This window comes from Streptomyces sp. NPDC050528, from assembly GCF_044457795.1.
GTDB lineage: Bacteria > Actinomycetota > Actinomycetes > Streptomycetales > Streptomycetaceae > Streptomyces.
Genome location: NZ_JBITHH010000002.1, coordinates 256,487 through 276,031, shown reverse-complemented (window position 1 = coordinate 276,031; position 19,545 = coordinate 256,487). Strand labels below are relative to the sequence as shown.

General features: G+C 72.0%; 16 protein-coding genes and 1 pseudogene. 8 read left to right on the top strand and 9 right to left on the bottom strand.

Annotated features, from left to right (window positions below; translation table 11 throughout):
- Positions 1–155: 155 nt before the first annotated feature.
- Positions 156–2,021, top strand: a complete 1,866-nt coding sequence (locus ACIBK4_RS08605) for an FUSC family protein (protein ID WP_398993434.1) — start codon at positions 156–158, stop codon at positions 2,019–2,021.
- A 60-nt stretch (positions 2,022–2,081) separates the two neighbouring features.
- Here the strand turns inward: ACIBK4_RS08605 and ACIBK4_RS08600 are convergent, their stop codons facing one another.
- Positions 2,082–2,393 carry a hypothetical protein gene (locus ACIBK4_RS08600; RefSeq protein WP_398993432.1) on the bottom strand — a complete coding sequence of 104 codons (312 nt, stop codon included), beginning with the start codon at positions 2,391–2,393 and terminating at the stop codon, positions 2,082–2,084.
- 254 nt (positions 2,394–2,647) lie between these two features.
- Positions 2,648–3,598: an endonuclease/exonuclease/phosphatase family protein gene (locus tag ACIBK4_RS08595; RefSeq protein WP_398993430.1), complete on the bottom strand. Its 951-nt coding sequence runs from the start codon at positions 3,596–3,598 to the stop codon at positions 2,648–2,650.
- Positions 3,599–3,758: 160 nt separating this feature from the next.
- Between ACIBK4_RS08595 and ACIBK4_RS08590 the strand changes: the two genes are divergently transcribed.
- The 4 genes from ACIBK4_RS08590 to ACIBK4_RS08575 all read left to right on the top strand — a co-directional run bounded on the left by ACIBK4_RS08590 (position 3,759) and on the right by ACIBK4_RS08575 (position 7,507).
- The gene (locus tag ACIBK4_RS08590; protein ID WP_398993428.1) at positions 3,759–5,111 is read left to right on the top strand and encodes an amidohydrolase; all 1,353 of its coding nucleotides are present in this window, start codon (positions 3,759–3,761) and stop codon (positions 5,109–5,111) included.
- A 22-nt stretch (positions 5,112–5,133) separates the two neighbouring features.
- Entirely contained in the window at positions 5,134–6,324 is a 1,191-nt protein-coding gene (locus ACIBK4_RS08585; protein ID WP_398993426.1) for a cytochrome P450, read from the top strand.
- A gap of 140 nt (positions 6,325–6,464) precedes the next feature.
- A complete protein-coding gene (locus tag ACIBK4_RS08580; RefSeq protein WP_398993424.1) occupies positions 6,465–7,154 on the top strand; it encodes a DUF899 domain-containing protein in 690 nt (229 codons plus the stop codon).
- 170 nt (positions 7,155–7,324) lie between these two features.
- On the top strand, positions 7,325–7,507 hold the full coding sequence (locus ACIBK4_RS08575; RefSeq protein WP_329247566.1) for a hypothetical protein: 183 nt from the start codon (positions 7,325–7,327) through the stop codon (positions 7,505–7,507).
- A gap of 4 nt (positions 7,508–7,511) precedes the next feature.
- On the opposite strand, the gene ACIBK4_RS08570 is transcribed toward ACIBK4_RS08575, so the two are convergent.
- The 3 genes and pseudogenes from ACIBK4_RS08570 to ACIBK4_RS08560 form a co-directional block, all read right to left on the bottom strand.
- A complete protein-coding gene (locus tag ACIBK4_RS08570) occupies positions 7,512–9,455 on the bottom strand; it encodes an ABC transporter ATP-binding protein (protein WP_398993422.1) in 1,944 nt (647 codons plus the stop codon).
- 314 nt (positions 9,456–9,769) lie between these two features.
- Positions 9,770–10,216 (bottom strand): hypothetical protein, encoded by a 447-nt coding sequence (locus ACIBK4_RS08565; protein ID WP_398993420.1) that lies wholly within the window; start codon positions 10,214–10,216, stop codon positions 9,770–9,772.
- A 329-nt stretch (positions 10,217–10,545) separates the two neighbouring features.
- Positions 10,546–11,154, bottom strand: a pseudogene (locus tag ACIBK4_RS08560) (ATP-binding protein); the annotation flags it as partial.
- A 346-nt stretch (positions 11,155–11,500) separates the two neighbouring features.
- On the opposite strand from ACIBK4_RS08560, the gene ACIBK4_RS08555 reads away from it, so the two are divergent.
- The 3 genes from ACIBK4_RS08555 to ACIBK4_RS08545 all read left to right on the top strand — a co-directional run bounded on the left by ACIBK4_RS08555 (position 11,501) and on the right by ACIBK4_RS08545 (position 13,538).
- Complete coding sequence (locus ACIBK4_RS08555) at positions 11,501–12,361, top strand: helix-turn-helix transcriptional regulator (protein WP_366432216.1); 861 nt, start codon at positions 11,501–11,503, stop codon at positions 12,359–12,361.
- Entirely contained in the window at positions 12,362–12,616 is a 255-nt protein-coding gene (locus tag ACIBK4_RS08550) for a DUF397 domain-containing protein (protein WP_366432215.1), read from the top strand.
- Between the two features lie 109 nt (positions 12,617–12,725).
- The gene (locus ACIBK4_RS08545) at positions 12,726–13,538 is read left to right on the top strand and encodes an SAM-dependent methyltransferase (RefSeq protein ID WP_398993417.1); all 813 of its coding nucleotides are present in this window, start codon (positions 12,726–12,728) and stop codon (positions 13,536–13,538) included.
- Positions 13,539–13,556: 18 nt separating this feature from the next.
- Here the strand turns inward: ACIBK4_RS08545 and ACIBK4_RS08540 are convergent, their stop codons facing one another.
- The 4 genes from ACIBK4_RS08540 to ACIBK4_RS08525 form a co-directional block, all read right to left on the bottom strand.
- Positions 13,557–14,252 (bottom strand): dual specificity protein phosphatase family protein, encoded by a 696-nt coding sequence (locus ACIBK4_RS08540; RefSeq protein WP_398993415.1) that lies wholly within the window; start codon positions 14,250–14,252, stop codon positions 13,557–13,559.
- Positions 14,253–14,360: 108 nt separating this feature from the next.
- A complete protein-coding gene (locus ACIBK4_RS08535; RefSeq protein WP_398993413.1) occupies positions 14,361–15,278 on the bottom strand; it encodes a hypothetical protein in 918 nt (305 codons plus the stop codon).
- Positions 15,275–17,578 carry a PEP/pyruvate-binding domain-containing protein gene (locus ACIBK4_RS08530; protein WP_398993411.1) on the bottom strand — a complete coding sequence of 768 codons (2,304 nt, stop codon included), beginning with the start codon at positions 17,576–17,578 and terminating at the stop codon, positions 15,275–15,277. The genes ACIBK4_RS08535 and ACIBK4_RS08530 overlap by 4 nt, the downstream gene beginning before the upstream one ends.
- Positions 17,579–17,908: 330 nt before the next feature.
- A complete protein-coding gene (locus ACIBK4_RS08525) occupies positions 17,909–19,396 on the bottom strand; it encodes a glutamate synthase subunit beta (RefSeq protein WP_398993409.1) in 1,488 nt (495 codons plus the stop codon).
- Between the last annotated feature and the right edge of the window lie 149 nt (positions 19,397–19,545).

The following is a 19,545-nucleotide window of genomic DNA, read 5'->3' as shown; positions in this document are numbered from 1 at the left end:
TCACATTCCCGAAATGCGTGAGGCCCGTTCCGCACAAGGTCGCGAACTACCGTGGACACCACGGCTACCACCCCAGCCGCCCGCACCGGCTTCAGCTACCGCCCCGGCCACCGTCGCCCGAAGGCACACCCCGCCCTCGTCAAGACAGGAGCCCTGTGTCCCGTCGTACCGCCGCGTTCTCGCTTCCGCCCTGGCTCGCCCACACGCTCCGTGCCCAGCGCGGGCCGGTTCCCTGGAGCGCGGTGACGCGCGGGGCGCTGGCCGCCGGGCCGTTGCTGATGGTGGCCGTGCTCGTGGGGCGGACGTCTCTCGGGGTGCTGGCCGCGCTCGGGGCGATGCTCGCCGGGATCAACGACCGGCCCGGCAGTCGGCGGGCCTCGGTCAAGCGGCTCGGTGGGCCCGCGCTCGCGGGAGCCGCGGGGCTGCTGGTCGGGACGTATGCCGGGGAGCATGTCGGGGCTGTCGTGCTGACTCTGCTGCTGACCGGGATCGGGCTGGTCGCCGGTGGGTTCAGTGCCATCGGGCCCGTGGCCTCCGGGGCCGGTACCCAGTTGCTCGTCGCCTCCGCCATCGGCGCCGGCATGCCCCTGCCCGAACCCGGGTGGCAGCGAGCCCTCGCCTTCCTCGCCGGGGCCGCCTGGCTGGTCCTGCTGCGGCTGGCGCTGCCCACGCCCGGTGCCATCGCCGGTGACTACCGGTTCGACGGCGAGCGGGACGCCGTAGCCGCCGTGTACGACGCGATCGCCGCGCTGCTCGACGCCACCGGTGGGCCGGAGGCGACGGGGCGGCGCGCCGCGCTCACCGCCGCGCTCGATCACGCGCAGGACGCGCTCGCCGGGCCGCGGCTGCGGCGGTACGCCAGTTCGGCGGCCGAGCGGCGGCTGCACGGGCAGTACGCCGCCGCGCTGCCGCTCGCCGAGGCCGCGACCGCGATCGCCTGGGCCGGGGAGGCGGTGTCCGCGCGGGCGGGCGAAGGGCCGCGTCGGCTTGCCGCCGCCGTGCGCGACAACGCGCCCACCGGGCCGCTGCCCGCGCCCAACCGTTCCGCGCCCGCGCTGCGCGCCCTCGACGACGCGTTGTTGCAGGCTGCCGACGCCTTCGACCAGGCGGAGGGGAGCGAATCGAGTCTGCACACGCGTCGGCGTACGCCAACCGACCTGCTCCGTAAGGCCTTTGGGGCCGGGGGGAGGGAGTACGGGCTGCGGGTGGCTCTGTGCTTCGGGGCCAGTGTCGCTGTCGCTCAGGCGTTGCACCAGGCCCGCTGGTACGGGCAGCACGAGCACTGGTACTGGTTGCCCGCCACCGCCGTGTTCCTCGTCAAGCCCGACCTCGGGCCGCTCGCCTCGCGGGCGCTGAGCCGGGCGGCGGGGACTGTGCTGGGGGCGCTGGTTTTTGCCGGGTTCGCCGCCGTGCTGCCCCGGCCGGAGGGGCTGATCGCGCTCGTGGCGCTCAGTGGTGCGCTGATTCCCGTCGCCACCCGGCACTTCGCCGCGCAGACCGCCGTCGTCACCGTCCTCGTGCTGTCCCTCGTGATGGTGGGCGGCGAGCCGCAGGCCTCCGCGAGCCGGATCGGGGAGACGTTGCTGGCCTGCGCGATCGTGCTGATCGTCGGGCATCTGCCGATGCCGGGGGAGCGCGGCGGGGGTGTACGCGCCCGGCTCGGGGCCGCGGGCGCCGCCGCGCACGCCTACCTCGTCCACGTGTTGAGCGAGTCCGACGACCGCGCCGAGCGCTGGACCCTGCGCCGCGAGGCCTACCGCACCCTCGCCGAGGCTCGCGGCGCCATCGCCGTCTCGGCCGCCGAACTCCCCGCCCTCGCCCGCCACACGGAGGGCACGGACGAGGTCGCCGCCGTCCTCGAACGCCTCGTCGACACGACCACCGCCTGCGCCGTCCACCTCGACGACACGGGGCGGCTCACCTCCCGCCACGTCGAGCAACTCACCGAGTTGCTGGAGGAGTTCGAGCGGGGGCGGGGGCGGGTCGGGCTGCGCGCGATCGAACTGACCATCGCCGTATAGAGACGTGGACCGGCGCGATCGGCAACTCGGCCCGCTCGGCCACTACTTGGTCTGGTCGGGTCAGGTCGGCGAAGGTCGGGTCAGGTCGGCGAACTGGGCTGACCCGGGCAGACTTGAATCGGCCTGCTCGGCCTGCTCGGCCTGCTCGGCCTGCTCGGCCTGCTCGGCCTGCTCGGCCTGCTCGGCCTGCTCGGCCTGCTCGGTGACTCGACTGACCTGGCTGGTACTTGGATCCGCCCGTTCGGTAACCAGGCTGATCTGGCCGGTACTTGAATCGGCCCGCCCGGAGATTAGGTTGATCTGAAAGGCACTTGGGCCGATACACCCGGCAACCAGGCCTGGCTGACCTGGCTGATACGTGGATCGGCCCACTTGGCGACTCGACTGACCTGGTCGGTACTTGGTCCGGCCCGCTCGGCAACCAGGCCGACCTGCCCGTACTTGGATCGGCCCGCCAGGGAGCCAAGTTGACCTGACCGGCACGTGGACCGGCTCGCCAGGCAGCCAAGCTGACCTGACCGGCACGTGGATCGGCCTGCCCATCAACTAGTCGGACCGGGACGGCACTTGGGCCGGTACGCCTGGCAACCCGGCCGCCCCCGCCGACACTTGGACCCGCCCCCAGCTCACTCCACCCGCACCCAAACCGGCGCATGATCCGACCCCGGTGCCTCCCTCCGCGCCGCCGGATCCGGCCCCACCGACGGGAGTTGAGGCGCTCCCTCACCCGGCAGACCCGTCCCCGCCGCCGTCACCCGGTGGACCAGGTGATGGCTGGCCAGGATGTGGTCGATCAGCTCGCGGCGCCCGGAGTTGATGCGGGAGTAGCGCTGGTCGGCGGGGATCAGCGGGGCCACGTCCCAGAGGCGGACCGCGTCGCCCTGGTCGGGCCGGTCGTAGCCGGGGGTGCCGAGCTCCGAACCGGGCGGGCCGAGCAGGATCTGGGTGGTCGCGGCCTGCACCTCGTCGTTCATGTCGCCGAGGACGGCCACGTCCCGGGTACGGCCCTCGCCGGCGAGCAGGTCGTCGGCCAGGGCGCGCAGGGTCGCCGCCTCGGCGGCCCGGCGGTACAGGGCGTAGGCGCCGTAGCGGGCCCGTTCGCCCTCGTCGTGCGGGAAGAAACGGTCGCCCGGGTACGTCAGCAGCTTCGACTTCAGGTGGGCCACCGCCACCGTCAGCGAGCCGGTCGGCGTCTCGACCTCCACCGCCAGGAAACCGCGACCCGCACCCGGTTCCTCGGCGCCCGAGTCGTCGGACTGCACCGGGCGCAGGTGGGGCGGGAACGTGTTCGTGTCGGCGACGACCCGCGGCTGCGTACGGCTGAGGAAGCCGACCCGGATGCCCCGGACGTCCGGGTGTGCGGAGGTGGCGGTGTGCCACTCGCCGTCCAGCATCCCGGCCAGGTCGTCGAGCGCCGCCGGGTCCCCGACCTCCTGGACGCCGAGCAGCACCGGGTCGAGTTCCGTGATCACGGCGGCGAGGGAGGCGAGCTTCGTCTCGTAGGTGGCCTTGTCCTTCGGGCCGGACGGGCCGCCGGGACGGAACAGGTTCTCCAGATTCCAGGTGCCGAGGAGCATGCGGGCCCCTTCCAGAAGCCTTGGTCGTGACGTTGTGGTCGTGCGCCGGAAGCCTTGGTGGTGAGGCAAGCGTGCTGGTCCGGGGCGGCTCGCGACAGCGCCACGCCGGGATGCGCGGTTCGGCTCACGCGGGGCGAGGACGGCGTCGTACGTTGGGAGTGTGAGCGACTCTCCCGCCGATCTGCTGATTGCCGGCTGCACCGTCCTTGTCCATGACGATCACGAGCGCATTCGCTTCGAGCAGGACGCCGCGATCGTCGTACGGGACGGGCGCGTCGAGTCGGTGACCAGCGCGGCGGACGTGGTCGGTCTCGCCGCCGTCGAACGCATCGACGCGCGCGGGCAGGTCGCCCTCCCGGGGCTGATCAACTGCCACACCCACGCCCCGATGGTCGCGCTGCGCGGGCTCGCCGAGGACCTGCCCACGGAGGAGTGGTTCAACGACGTCGTGTGGCCCGTCGAGTCCAACCTCACTGAAAAGGATGTGGAGTTGGGGGCCCGGCTCGCCTGCGCCGAGATGATTCGCGCCGGGGTCACCTGCTTCGCCGACCACTACTTCTCCATGGATACGGTCGCCGCCGTGGTCGCCGAGTGCGGGATGCGCGCTCATCTCGGCGAGGCCTACTTCTCCTCCCAGGGTCCTCAAGGCCGGGAGAAATCCCTGGAGTTCGCGCTACGGCACCGGGGGACGGCAGGGGGACGTATCACTACCGCCCTCGCCCCGCACGCCCCCTACACCGTGACCGACGCCGACCTCGCCGTCACCGCCCGACTCGCCCTGGAACACGGCCTCCCCGTCCATATCCACGCCGCCGAGAACCGCGACCAGACCGACACCAGCCTCGCCCGCCACGGCATCACCCCCATCGAAGTCCTCGACCGTGCGGGCCTGTTGGCCGCCGACCTGCTCATCGCCCACGGCACCGGCATCATCGACCGCGACCTCCCCGTCCTGGAGCGCGCGAGCGGCCGTACGGCGGTCGCCACCGCGCCCCGGGGATACCTCAAGTTCGCCTGGCCGGACACCACTCCGATCCGTGCCCTGCGCGCCATCGGCGTGCCGGTCGGGCTCGCCACGGACGGTGCCGCCTCCAACAACTCCCTCGACGTGTGGGAGTCGATGGCCCTCACGTCGCTCGTGCAGAAGTCCGCCGAAGGCGACCCGCGCTGGCTGACGTCCCGTCAAGCCCTGCACCACGCAACCCTCCAGAGCGCGCGGGCGGTCGGGCTGGGCGACTCGATCGGGTCCATCGCGCCGGGGCGCCGGGCCGACCTCGTCCTCGTCGACCTCACCGGGCCGCACACCCAGCCCGTGCACGATCTCGCCGCGACCCTCGTGCACAGCGCCCGTTCGTCCGACGTCCGCACCACGGTCGTCGACGGCCGGGTGCTGATGCGCGACCGCGAGCTGCTCACGCTCGATGTACCGGCTGTCGTAGGGGAGTTGGAGGACCGTTTGCCTGCTCTCGTCGACCGGAGTCACGGTCGTCGCATCCAGGAATACGACACCTGAGCCGCGCCTCTAGGCTGTGCCCATGGATCTCGCGGACGGCCTTCTCGACCACCCGTACGACGTGTACCGGCGCCTGCGCCACAGCGCCCCCGTGCACCGCATCGCCGGCCCCGACGGCACCCCCGCCTGGCTCGTCACCCGGTACGACGACGTGCGGGCGGCGCTGGCCGATCCGCGGCTCTCGCTGGACAAGAGGCATGCCACGGCCGGGACTTACAAGGGGTTCGCGCTGCCGCCCGCGCTCGACGCGAACCTCCTCAACATGGATCCGCCGGACCACACCCGCATCCGCCGCCTGGTCGGCCGCGCGTTCACCCCGCGCCGAACGGAGCTGCTCCGTACGCCGGTCCGGCGCACCGCCGACCAACTCCTCGACGCGCTGGGGGAGGAGGGCGGCATCGACCTCATCGCCTCCTACGCGGCGCCCCTCCCCGTCACCGTCATCTGCGACCTGCTCGGTGTGCCCGACCGGCACCGGCGGGACTTCCGGGAGTGGACGGACACCCTCGTCGCACCCGCCCCCGGGACACCGCCCGAGGCCGGCAAGCACGCGGTCGTCGCGCTGCTCGGCTTCTTCACCCAACTCCTCGTCGAGAAAAGGGAAGAGCCCGGCAACGATCTCCTCTCCGACCTGATCGCCGTACGCGACGAGGGCGACCGGCTCAGCGAGGACGAGCTGATGTCCCTCGCCTTCCTCATCCTCTTCGCCGGGTACGAGAACACCGTCCAGCTCATCGGCAACGCGGTGCTCGCCCTGCTGCAACACCCCGAGCAGCTGGCCGCGTTGCGTGCGAACCCCGCTCAACTCCCGGCCGCCGTAGAGGAGTTCCTGCGTTTTGAAGGGCCCGCGCTGCTCGCCATCCGGCGTTTCCCCGTCGAGGACGTCGCCATCGGCGGGGTGACCGTCCCGGCCGGTGAGACGGTCCTGGTGTCCGCGGCCGCAGCCAACCGTGACCCGGACCGTTTCCCCGAGCCCGACCGGCTCGACCTCGCCCGGGACACCTCCGGGCATCTCGCGCTCGGCCACGGCATCCACTACTGCCTGGGCGCGCCGCTCGCCCGTGCCGAGACGGAGATCGCGCTGGCCGCGCTGCTGGAGCGGTTCCCGCGGCTGGAGTTGGGCGTGGGGGAGGACGAGCTGCGGTGGCGGCCCTCGCTGCGCGGGCGGGGACTGCTCGCGCTCCCGGTGACGTACGCGACGAAGTCCCTCTGAATGTCCCCGGCCCGAACACACCCGGCCCGAACACCCCCGGCCCTCTGAAGATCTCTTCAAGAAACTTTCCGACGCGGCGATGAGTTCCGGTCCTCCCTCCGGTCCACCCCTCAACGGACCGTTGTCACAGGAGGGCCCTCATGTCGCTTCCCGAGATCGTCTCGCCTGCCCAGTGGCGCGCGGCGCGCGAGGAACTGCTGGTCAAGGAGAAGGCGGCCACGCGTGCGCGGGACGCGCTCAATGCCGAGCGGCGCGGGCTGCCCATGGTGGAGATCGACAAGGAGTACCTCTTCGAGGGCGGCGACGGGAAGGCCACCCTGCTCGACCTCTTCGAGGGACGCGGCCAACTCGTCGTCTACCACTTCATGTTCGCCCCCGAGTGGGACGCGGGCTGCCGCAGCTGCTCGGCGTTCCTCGACCAGATCGGACACCTGGCCCATCTGAAGGCGCGCGGCACGACGTTCGCCGCCGTGTCGAGGGCGCCGTACACGAAGATCCTGCCGTTCAAGGCGCGGATGGGGTGGACGCTGCCCTGGTACTCGTCCTTCGGCGGGGACTTCAACTGGGACTTCGAGGTCACGCTCGTCGGGGACGGGGAACCCGTCGAGCGGCCCGGTGTCAGCTGCTTCCTGCGGGACCGGGACCGGGTCTTCCACACCTACTCGACCTATGAGCGCGGGCTCGACGGGCTCGGCTCGACCACCACCTTCCTGGATCTGACCGCACTGGGGCGGCAGGAGGAGTGGGAGGAGCCCAAGGGGCGCGCGTCGGCGCTCGGGGCGCCCGCCGGTAGCGCGCGCGTGCTTTATCACGACGAGTACGAGGACTGATACGGAAAGTGCGGGGAAAGTGCGCGGCCGGGTGTCGACTATGTCTCAGTACCGTCACTTCGCGAGCCGTTCACCGTACTGTCGGCGTTTAACTCTACGAGGCTTCATGACGGTCTCCTCTGCGAGACGTCACGGAGTGCTCCGGGTTCAGCACGACAGGGAGGTACAGAGTGAACGGGCGAATGGTGCTTGAGCGTTTTCCCGCCGGCGGGCCGCGTGGCTCGTGGCCGGCGGAGGAGTTCGCGCAGGCGCGCCGTCTGGAGGGCCTGCAGGCTGAGGTCGTCATGGACATCGCGACCGACGCGTTCCTGGTGATCGTGCGCAGCGGCGACGTCGTGGACGTCGCCGCCTGAGAGGTCAGCCCGCCTTCGGGGCGGGCAGCTTCGCCGTGAACTGGTCCGCCTGGAGCGCGTACAGCTCCGCGTACACACCCCCGCTCGCGAGCAGCTCGTCGGGCGTCCCGGACTCCACCAGCCGCCCCTGATCGAGGACGTGCACCAGATCCGCGTGGCGTACGGACGCCAGCCGGTGCGTGATCAGCACGACCGTCTGCCCGGTGCCCGCGAGCGCGCGGATCTTCTCGAAGACCTCCAGCTCGGCCCGGGCGTCGAGGGCCGCCGTCGGCTCGTCCACGATCAGGATGCGGCCCTTGCGGTAGGCGGCCCGCGCGATCCCGAGCCGCTGCCACTGACCGCCGGACAGCTCGTGCCCGCCGCTGAAGTTGCGGGCCAGCAGCGTGTCCAGGCCGCGCGGCAGATCAGCGACCACCTCCTGCGCGCCGGCCTCGGCGACCGCACCGGCCAGCCGCTCCTCGGTGAGCGGCGCCGCCGACCGACCGATGGCCACATTGACCCGGGCGGTGAACGGCCAGCGCTTGAAGTTCTGCGCCACCATCGCGATCCGGTCGGCCAGTTGGCGCCGGTCGGCGGTGGCCGCGTCGACGCCGTCCCACAGGATCCGGCCCCGGTCCGGCCGGTACAGCCCGGCCAGCAGCTTGACCAGGGTCGTCTTCCCGGAACCGTTCTCGCCGACCAGCGCGATGATCCGGCCGAGCGGCAGCGTGAGCGTGACGTCGTCGAGCGCGGGGTGGGTGGACTCGCCCGGGTAGCTGAAGGTGACGTTCTCGAAGCGGATCTCCAGGGGTTCCTCGGGCAGCGCCGTCCCGCCGACCGGGATCGCCCACGCGGCCGCCTCGTCGTACAGCTTCTGCAAGTCGCCCACGAACAGGGCTTCCTGATGAAGCTGGTTGACCGCCAGGACGAGGTTGTCGAGGCTCGCGGAGCCGGTGCGGATCGCGATGACCGCCGTACCCGCCACGGAGAGCGCCATCGCACCGGACAGCAGCAGCCCGCCGAGCGTCGCGTACGTCGCCGCCGTCGCGAGCCCCGTCCAGGTCGCCGCGATCAGACCCGTACGGGCCGCGAGCCGGGCCAGCCGGGCCTGTTCCGCCTCCGCGCTCTCCGCCATCTCGTGGAAGTGGTGCAGCAGGAACGGTCCGACGCCGTGCACGCGGATCTCCGGGGCCGCCTCCGGCTGGGTCAGCAGATCACCGAGGAGATGACCGGCGCGGGCGTGCTGCACCCAGGTGTGGAACGACTCGTACTGCCGGCGCGCGTTCGTCAGGGCGCCCCACGCGCTCGGCAGGGTCATCGTCGCCAGCAGCGGGAGCAGCGCCGGATGCAGCACGGTCAGCACGCCCGCCGCCGCGATCAGGGAGATCAGCGCGTTCATCACGCGGGTCGCCTGCGAGATCATGCGGCGGGCCGAGGACGCGCCGTACTGGGCGGTGTCCAGCAGCTTGTGGAACGTGTGGTCCTCGATCGCGGCCAGCTCGACGGCCGACGCCCGCTCCAGATACAGCTCGGTGGCGACGCGCTCCACCTTCGGTTCCAGCCGCCCGGTCGCGTACGTCGACGCGGCCCGCAGCAGCGCGCCCACCAGCAGTACGGCGGCCATCGTGACCAGCGCGGGAACGGCACCGTGCAGCCGGTCCGCGATGGCACCGCCGGTGATCAGCCGCCCCAGCACGCTGTTGACCGCGAGCAGACTCACCGCCTGCGTCGCACCCCGGCCCGCCTCCGCGACCACCACGATCCGCGCGGCCCGCCGATCGGCCTGCCACGCCAGCCGGAAACTCGACCCGAGCATCGACGGCAACCGCGTCACCATCGCCCGGAAACTCAGCTCCAGAAATGCCCCGTTGTGCTGATTCCACCCCATGTCGTACCGCAAGGGCCCACCAAAGAGCAGCAACTCCGACGCGGACGGCTCCCCTGCCCCCGGGTCCCCCTTACTCCCCATCGCCAACCTCCCCCGATCGTGACCGAACGGCCACTATCGCGGGGTGGGGCGGGTGCGGGGGAGAGCGCGAGAGGGAGGGGCAGCAGCGCGCGGGCGTACGCCGGGAAGGCAGCGGGGCGGGCGTTGTTGATGCGCGGCGCAGCCGCGCGGCCGGGGCGGGCGCTCCGCGCCCGTAAGGGGCGCGGGGAACTGCGCGCCCAGCCCCCACCGAACCGGCAGACAAGATTCCACCGAACCCGTAAGAGAAGCCCCCACCGAACCCGCAGACAGAACTCCACCGAACCCGCAGGAAAACCCGGTCAACCCGCGGAGCGCTACGCGCTGATGGGGCGAGACCACGACGGCGTAGTCCCCGTAACCCGGCACACCGCCAGGTACAACGGAATCGGCGGCGTATACGGCAGCTTCCCGTCCGGCCGATGAATGAGACCGGGCGCGCGAGGCGAGTCCGGCACCAGCGCCCCCGTCGTGTACCGCGCCGGCGCAGGCCAGTCCAGCGCGTAATCCGAGTCGGACGGCACGATCCACCACCAGTGCGTCTCGTCGGCGTAGACACAGCCGACCCGCGGCAGCCGGGGCAGCACCAGCGGCCCGAACCGCGCGGGAACCGCCACCGCGTCACAGCCGAGCGGCGCCGTCATGCCCTCGGGGACGGCCAGCCGACGGGGCGTACCCGCCGGCCCGTGCAGTGCGCGCCCCAGCCGGACCAGCGTGTCGAGACTGAGCACCTGGCCGGGACCGGACACGCCGCTCACACCCATTCGACTCCCGTCCCGAAATCCCCGAACCCACTGGATTCCCCGGTTTCCGCGGAGTCCGGGAGGTCGCCGGCGTCCTGGTGTCCCCGGCCCCTGAAGAGACCGGTGGTCTCCTGACCGAGGCCCCCGAAGTGGCCCGCGCCCTCCCGGCCCCGCGTACCGGAGCCGGACCCACGAGCAGGACCACCTCCGGTTTCGTGCTCCCGGCCCCCGAAGCCGCCGAGATCCGGACCTCCGAAGTCGCCGGCACCCCCATGCCAGCTGCCGGAGGCACCCCCATGCCCCCGCCCCGGAAATACGCCCAGATCCTCGAAAGCCCCGAAGTGTGCCGTCGCCTCGTCCTCGTCGCCCGAACCGCCCGACGAACCCGGCTTGGGTCGTGCGCCCCATCCCAGGTCGTTGCGCGGTACGGAACTGTCGTGGCCGGGGGCCGGGTGGTGGCCGTGCGCCGGGTCCGCCTGCCGTGGCAGGTCGGCCCAGACCAGCAGGCCGGGTCCGTGTTCCTGGGCGCCCCAGGCCCGGCAGAGCCCGTCGATGAGAAGCAGTCCCCTCCCGTGCTCCTCATCGGGCCGCTGCGGGGACGGACGCGGCTCGCCGGGAGCACAGCCCTCGTCGCGGACGGCTATCCGCACCAGGTCGTCGCCATCGTGCAGCTCGCAGACTATGTGGCTGCTCGCGGTGTGCACGATCGCGTTGGTGACCAGCTCGGAGACGACCAGTACCGCCGTGTCGCAGGTGTCCTCGCACACGGACCAGCCGGACAGCCGGGCCCGCGTCAGGCGTCTCGCCTGGGCCGGGGAACCCGGATGCGCGGCCAGCTCGAACCGGAACCGGCGCTCGGCAGCGGCCCCACCAGGGACGGCTCCCGCGGCGGCACCGAGACCGAGGCGGCCTGCGGCGGCGTCTGTTCCTAAGGGCGCGGACGGAATCACGCTTGCCACTATCGCCCCGCCGTGAACACTTGGCAAGTGTCACTATGAAAAATGCAGAGTGCTGTATGACGCTCTGCACGGTCGTGGCACACTGCTCGCAACAGAAAGTCGCGCGGCGCCAGTTGGGATCTCCGGAGGTCTGTCCCGATCTTCGAATGAGTCTTCGAATGGCGCCGCAGGGCTGTCAGGATTCGGTTCGCCGGGATCGGTCCGTCGGGCCGCGAGAACCCTTTCGCCGGGTTGTACGGACGTATGCGCTGTACGTACTCAACCCATTACTCGGCGCGCGTCACCCGGCAGTACTCAGCACTCGGCACTCAGGTCAATACCCGGTACTCATTCGTGGAGGTGGAGCGTGAGCGAGCCGCGGTCCGCACCGACGGTCGGCCAGGTCGTCCTCGGCCGGCGCCTGCTGGACCTGCGGGAACGCGCGGGGCTCAAGCGCGAGGAGGCCGCCCGCGTCCTCCGCGTCGCCCCCGCCACGGTCCGCCGCATGGAGATGGCGGAGGTCTCGCTCAAGATCCCCTACCTCCAGCTCCTCCTGAAGTCCTACGGCGTCTCCGACGAGGAGGCCGAGGCCTTCGTCCAGCTCGCCGAGGAGGCCAACCGGCCCGGCTGGTGGCAGCGCTTCCACGACATCCTGCCCGGCTGGTTCTCGATGCACGTCAGCCTGGAGGGCGCGGCCGCGCTCATCCGGGCGTACGAACCGCACTTCGTGCCCGGGCTGATGCAGACCGAGGAGTACGCGCGCGGCGTGCTGAAGTCCGGCGCCATCGGCCAGACCGATCCCGACGACATCGAGCGCCATGTCGCGCTGCGCATGCAGCGCCAGGACCTGCTCACCCGTCCCGACGCGCCCCGCTTCTGGGTCGTCATGGACGAGACCGCCCTGCGCCGCCCGGTCGGCGGCCCGGACGTGATGCGCGCCCAGATCGACAAACTGCTCGACGCCACGAAGCTGCCCAACGTGACCCTGCAGGTCGCCCCGTTCTCCTCGGGGCCGCACCCGGGCACGTACGGGCCCTTCGTGCTGTTCCGATTTGCCATGTCAGAACTGCCGGACATGGTCTACAGCGAGTACCTGACCGGCGCCGTCTATCTGGACGCGCGCGAAGAGGTGGCGACCCACCTCGAGGTCATGGACCGCATGGCGGCGCAGGCCGCTACGGCACATCGCACGAAGGAGATCCTCAAGGATCTCCGCAAGGAGCTGTGAATGGATCGCATCAAGCCGCGTATGAGCGTCTACAACGGTATGCCCGCGCGGGACTTGGGAAGCGAAGGCTGGCACAAGCCGTGGAGCGGCGGCAACGGCGGCAACTGCCTGGAGGCGATGAAGCTCGCCGACGGCCGGATCGCCGTCCGCCAGTCCACCGACCCGGACGGGCCGGCCCTGATCTACACGACCGACGAGATGACGGCCTTCATCGAGGGGGCGAAGGCGGGCGACGCGGACTTCTTGCTGTCCTGAGCCGACGAGCTTGTGCTGAATGCTTTTTCCTTACCCAACCTCCTTATTTTGGTACTGACTTGAGCACATGTTGCCGCACCATCCCCTGTACGACCTTATGGAGCACGCCATGACCGTGCGGCCCACCGGCGAGACCAACGGGATCGACACCAGCAGGCCCCACCCCGCCCGCATGTACGACTGGTATCTCGGTGGCAAGGACAACTACCCCGTCGACGCCGAGATGGGCCGCCAGATGCTCGCCCTCGACCCGAGGGTGCCGGTCATGGCACGTGTCAACCGCGCGTTCATGCACCGGGCCACCCGCTGGCTCACCGAGCACGGCGTACGGCAGTTCCTGGACATCGGCACCGGCATCCCGACCGAGCCGAACCTGCACCAGGTCGCGCAGGCCCTCGCGCCCGAGGCACGTGTCGTCTACTGCGACAACGACCCGGCCGTGGCGGCCCATTCGGCGGCCCTGCTGCGCGGCACACCCGAGGGCGCGACCGCGTATGTGCAGGCCGACGTGCGCGATCCCGACACCGTTGTCGAGGCCGCGCGGGCGGTCCTCGACCTCACCCGGCCCGTCGCCCTGTCCCTCGTCGCGCTGCTGCACTTCGTCCCCGACGAGGACGGCGCGCACGAGCTGGTCGACGGCCTGCTGTCCCAACTCCCCAGCGGCAGCTACCTGATGATGACCCACGCCACCGCCGACTTCACCCCGGAGGAGTCGACGGCGGCGGTCGAGAAGCTCACGGCGGCGGGCATCACCCTGGCCCTCCGCTCCCGCACCGGCTTCGCCCGCTTCTTCACCGGGCTCGACCTGGTCGAACCGGGCGTGACGGTCGTCGACCGATGGCATCCGGAGCTGGGCGAACCGGTGCCGGGCCAGGACGACGGCACGATCCCCGGGTACGGGGCGGTGGGGCGCAAGCCCTGAAGTCCCTTGCCTGCGGCGTCAGAACCACGACAGCATCCGTCGTGGCGCGTCCACCAGCCGGCTGACGGCGACCACCGGCAACGGCGGTTGCTCCAGCCGGCCCGGGCCGGGGCGGAGGCTCAGCGCGTAGTAGATCTGCTCGATCGACGGCGGCCCGACGGCGAGATTCCGCCGCACCGCCCGCGCGGAGGACTCCTCCCCGGTCCGCACGAGATACGCCGCCGCCATCGTTCCGGTACGGCCCACCCCGGCTCCGCAGTGCACGAACACCGGCCCGGCGGCCGACGCGACGACATCGAGAAACCGCCCCACCTGCACGGGAGTTGGCGTCTGCCCGTCCCGAATGGGCAGTCGTACGACATCCAGCCCGGCCCTGCGCGGTTCGGCGAGCTGCGCCGCGGTCAGGTCCTCGGCCCGCAGATCCACGACCGTGGTGAAGCCGAGGCGGGCCAACTCCCGGTAGCCGCCGGGGGAGGGAGCGGCGCCTCGCCACAACCGCCCCTCGGTGTCGACGGGTTGGAAGTGACGGATGCCCTGCACGGTACGGGTCCCCGGAGGCGGCGGGGTCTCCTCACGTGCCCAGTACGACAACACGAGGATGCCCAGCGCACCGGTGGCCCACAGGGCGAGGTAGCCGACGGCGACGGCGAGGAGCAGCCTCATCGTGCGCCTGGGCAGGCGGAGTCGGGGTGCGGGCGTGAGTACGGTTGCCATGGGCGACCCGGGGTGCTCGGGGACGGGGGCGCCTTGGCATCGTACGTCCGCATTGTGTGTTCCGGTGGGGTGTGGCCTGCCGTCCGGCGTCCGCTCCGCGCGTCCCGTTCAGTCGTCGTCCGCGTCCGTGTCGCCCATGCCCATCACCGTGAGGTGGGCGCGGTCCAGGGCCGCGTCCTCCAGGCAGCCGCGCAGCCGCATACGGTCGTGCTCGGCGAGCGCGGGCCGTACGACCCCGGCGAACATGCCGTCGCCGAGGCTGCCGAGGGTGGCGTGGTTCAGCGGCACGGAGGTGGAGTCCCGGCAGCGTTCCCAGACCTGTTGGGCGGCGAGGGCCTGCCGTTCGGCGGTCATGTCCGCGCCCCGCACGTCGACTTGGACGAGGACCGAGGTCGCCTCGGAGTCGCTCGCGCTCTGCTCCCGGGTCTGCGTGAGATCGGCGAGCCCGACGACGAGCGCGGCGAGCAGTGCGGCGCCGACGACACCGACGACGGCCACGCGGGTGGCGCGGCCCTTGGAACGCCGGCCGAGTGCGGGACGGTCCTCCAACTCGCCCACAGCGCCCGGTTGTTCGGGGGCGGCCAGCACAGCGAGGCGTCCCGCGAGCCGCCGTTCGGCCGGACGCCCGGTCGCGGCGGCGATCCGCTGCACCACCCAGGCGAGCCCGGACAGCAGCACCCCGGTGACCATGAGGACGGGCACGAAGACGTACGTACGGTCGGCGGTCTCCTCCAGCCAGCGGAAACGGGCACCCTCGCGCTCGGTGGACGTCTGCCGCAGCCGCGCCAGCACGTCCTCCTGACGTGCCGTCAACTCCCGTTGCCTGGCGTCACTTTCCTTCACCCGTTCCTCGATCCGGGTGAGCCGGGCGAGCAACACGATGCCGAGCAGCATGACTTCGACGACCAGCAGCAGGATTCCGCAGAGGATGGCGCGCTGCCACTGCCAGCGGTACAGGTAGACGACGAGGTAGGTCCCCGCTCCGGCGGCGGCCAGGCTCCCGAAGACGTACGCGATGCGTCTCACCGGGCGCCCTCCGTCCGTACGTCACCGGTGGTGCCGTCGACGGTGACGCGTGACCCGGGCGGGAAGCGCCGTACCGCATCCGTCGCGCCGACCACGGCGGGCAATCCGAACTCCCGTGCCAGTACCGCGAGATGGGACAGCGGGCTGCCGGTCTGGGCGACCAGCGCGGTGAGTTGGGGCAGCAGTGGGGCGAGGGCAGGGTCGAGGGTGCGGACGACGAGCACGGGGTCGGAGGGGCGCGGGCCGGTTCCGTCCCAGACTGTCCCGACGGCCCGGCCACCGGACACGCCCCGGCTGTCGTCGTTGCCGGCGGCTCCGGTGCGTTCGGCGACCACCGTGCCTTTTGCGGCCAGCCGGAAGGCGTCCGGCAACGGCGGCGACTCGGCCTGCGGCACGCGCGCGCGGAGATCGCCGGGCAGCGGTTCACCGTCGAGTACGGCGGCCAACTCCCGCCAGCGCAGCAGCCCTACGCGGTCCGCGTCGGCCGGGCCGAGCCGGCGCGCGGCCTCTCGCACGAGGCGTACCTGCAGCTCTTGGACCCAGCGGATGCGGAGGCGGAGGGATTCTCGGGGTGGGAGGACGGGGGTGCGGGAGGCGGTGAGGGGGGCGGGGGAGTGGTGGTTCGTTGGTGCGGGTGCGGGTGCGGGTGCGGGTGCGGGTGCGGGTGCGGGTGCGGGTGTTGGCGTGAGTGTTGGCGTGAGTGTTGGGGAGGGGCCGTTGCCGCCATGCGTTGGTGCGTGTGCGGGCCCCGGCATCCGGTCGCCCGGTGTTCTCCGCTCGGCCGGCGCGACCGGCCGCTGTTCCGGGCCGGCGTTTCCGGAACCCGGCGCCTGGCCCTGCGACAAGCGCCCCAGCCCCTGCCCGTGTTCCGGCTTCCGCAGGCTCTGTGCCGTGAGCGCCAGGACGGTCGGCGCTACGGCGGCTGCCTGGTCGTCCGGTATGCCCAGGGCCCGTGTCTCCGCGAGGGCGGTCAGGGCGGCCCCCGCCGCCGTACGGGACCCTGGCGGCTCGGCCAACAGGGCCCCGGCGAGGGCCTCTTGGGCGTGCAGGGAGACCAAGGCGGCGCGGGTCCAGCGGAGTTGGGCGGCCAGGTCGGGGCCGGGGAGTTCGCCGGGTGCCGGGATCTGGGCGAGCCGGCGGTCGATGTCCGCCACGAGGTCTGCGGCCAACCCGGGCAGCGCGGCGGTGAGTCGGCCGACCCGCCAGGCCGCGCCGAGCCGCCGTGCTCCCGGCGCCGGGTTGAGGAGGGCGAGCCGGCGGTGCCTGGGCGGGGCCGCGCCGAGCAGCCGTAGGTCGGCCGCGGCCCAGCCGTCGACCGTCGTGACCACGGGCACCGTCCGCAGCAGCCGACGTGGTGCGCTGCCCGCGATGTCGAGCGCGGCGGTCAGCCCACGGGCCATCGGCGTGACCCACAAGTCCTCTTCCAGCGGCTGGAGTTGCTCAGGCAGCGTCTCCGCGACCGGCCCCGGCCCGAGCAACCGCGCCCCGCGCGACGGCAGCGCGGCCATGGCGGTGATCGGGCGGCTCTGGAACAACCACAGCCGCCCGCGCCCGACTTGATCCCCTTCCTCGTCGAACCCGAATCCGAACTCGATGTCCTGCGGTCCGCCGAACACCTGCCGTGCCTGGTGCGCGAGCCGGGCCAGCCGCCGTAGTTCGGAGGGCGTGAGCAGCGCGTCGGCGGTCGGCGGCTCGGTGCGCAGCAGTCGTCCGCGTCGGCTCAACCAGTAGGCGGTGCCCGCCTGTTCACCGCTGACCAGACTGTCCGGCCCGCCGCGCACCGCGCTCACCAGCATCCTGTCGGCCCGCCCCTCGACGGGATCGGCGCCGAACATCACCCCGCCGACCCGCGCCGTCAGCATCGGCTGCACCAGCACCGCCATCGGCGCGGTGGACCCGTCGGGCCGGTGCGCCGAATCGAGCACGGTCCGCACGGCCGTACGGAAGGCGGACCACCCGCGCACATCGAGCACGGAGGCGAACTGCCCGGCCAGGGACGACTGTTCGGTGTCCTCCTGCGGAGAGGAGGACCGTACGACGAGGGGCAGCCTGCCGGATTCGGAGAGGTTCTCCCAGGCGCGGCGCAGGGCGGCGGGGTCGTCGCCCGCGCCCTCGGGGATCACGAACCCGGGAAGCACGGGCAGTCCGGCACGGGCCGCGCGGGCGAGGTTCGCCGCCTTGGAACCGGCGAACAGGGGCTGTTCCGCCGCGAGTTGATCGAGGGGGAGGGCGGAGTACGGGCGGTACGCCCCCGCCGCTTCCCGCGCGCCCTCGCCATGACGTTCGTCGAGCGTCGTCATCAACACCCTCCAGGACCGACCGCCAACAGGGGGGACGCGCGGGGGTGGCCCTGCGCCTGACGACGGAACGAAGGATGGGGGCGCCGCCGCGACCGACCCCACTCCGGGCCGACCACGACTCGCCTCCTACGCCGATGATCCCACCGCCGTCGGTTCACGCGTCGGCCGGAAGCCACTTTCCGGCCCGCCGCCGACGGATTTCGTGAGCCGGGAGGAGAACGGACGCCACGCCTCGTACCGGCGCAGTACGCCCCGCCTCCTCCGCAGGAGGGAGCCCCGACGTACGCCTGCTCGTCCGGCGGCAGAGGTGTCTCGACCTCCGCCGGCTCCTCACACGGTCATCGGCCGGTCGTACGGCCCGATGGGCGCCGGGAGTTGGGAACTCCCCGTCAGATAACGGTCGACGGCCGCCGCCACCGCCCGTCCCTCCGCGATCGCCCACACGATCAACGACTGCCCGCGCGCCGCGTCCCCGGCGACGAACACCCCGCGCGCACTCGTCGCGAAGTCCGCGTCCCGGGTGACCGTGCCGCGCGGGGCCATCGCCAGCCCCAGTTGGTCGATGAGCCCGTCCGCCCGGTCGGGTCCGGAGAAGCCGAGGGCGAGCAGCACGAGATCGGCGGGCAGACTGCGCCCGGAACCGTCCAACGGGCGCCGCTGCGCGTCCACTTCGACCAGATGCAGGGACCGCACGTGTCCGTCCCCGTCGCCCTCGAAGTGGAGCGTCGACGCCGCGAACAGCCGCGCGTCCGCGTGCGCCGCCGGAGCCGTCTCCAGGTCCCGCGCCTCCTCGTGCGCGGCCGAGAGCCGATAGATCTTCGGATACGTCGGCCAGGGCTCCGCGTCCTCGTCGCGCTCGGCGTCCGGCTGGGCGTAGATGTCCAACTGCGTGACGGACGCGGCCCCTTCACGCACCGCCGTACCCAGGCAGTCGGCCCCGGTGTCGCCGCCGCCCACGATCACGACATGCTTCCCGGCGGCGGACAGGGGTGAGGCCGTCAAGTCGCCCTCGCACACCCGGTTGGCCAGCGGGAGGTACTCCATGGCCTGGTGGATGCCGGTCAACTCCCGCCCCGGCACGGCCAGTTCACGCCAGGCCGTGGCTCCCGTGGCGATCACCACCGCGTCGTAGCGCGCCCGTAGTTCGGCCGCTCCGATGTCCCGGCCGACCGTGGTCGACGTACGGAACTTGGTGCCCTCGGCCCGCATTTGCTCCAGGCGTCGTTCGAGATGCCGTTTCTCCATCTTGAACTCGGGGATGCCGTACCGCATCAGGCCGCCGAGCCGGTCGTCCCGCTCGTACACGGCGACCGTGTGCCCGGCGCGGGTCAACTGCTGTGCCGCGGCGAGGCCGGTGGGGCCGGAGCCGATCACCGCGACGGTCCGGCCGGACAGCCGGTCCGGTGGCCGAGGTGGCGCGAAACCGTCGGTCCAGGCGCGGTCCGCGATGGCCACCTCGACGTTCTTGATGGTGACCGCGGGCTGGTTGATGGCGAGCACGCACCCCGCCTCGCACGGCGCCGGGCACAACCGCCCGGTGAACTCGGGGAAGTTGTTCGTCGCGTGCAGACGGTCGCTCGCCGCGCGCCAGTCCTCGCGCGAGACGAGGTCGTTCCACTCGGGGATCAGATTGCCGAGCGGGCAGGCGTCGTGGCAGAACGGGACGCCGCAGTCCATGCAGCGGTCGGCCTGCTTCGTGACGATCGGCAGCAGCGCGCCCGGGACATACACCTCGTCCCAGTCACGCACCCGCTCCTCGACAGGCCTGCGGGGCCACTCCTCGCGCGGAGTGGTCATAAAACCCTTGGGATCGGCCATGGCCGTCTTCCTCGCGTCCGCTTACGACAGGCCGTGCGTCATCGGGCGGCACTCTTTCAGCCACGATAAGGCCCCTCGGCCAGGTGCGCAGAGTGGACGAGACGGCTTTCTCGGCGGCTTTCCGCGGGGTTGTGCGGCCTCTCACCAGC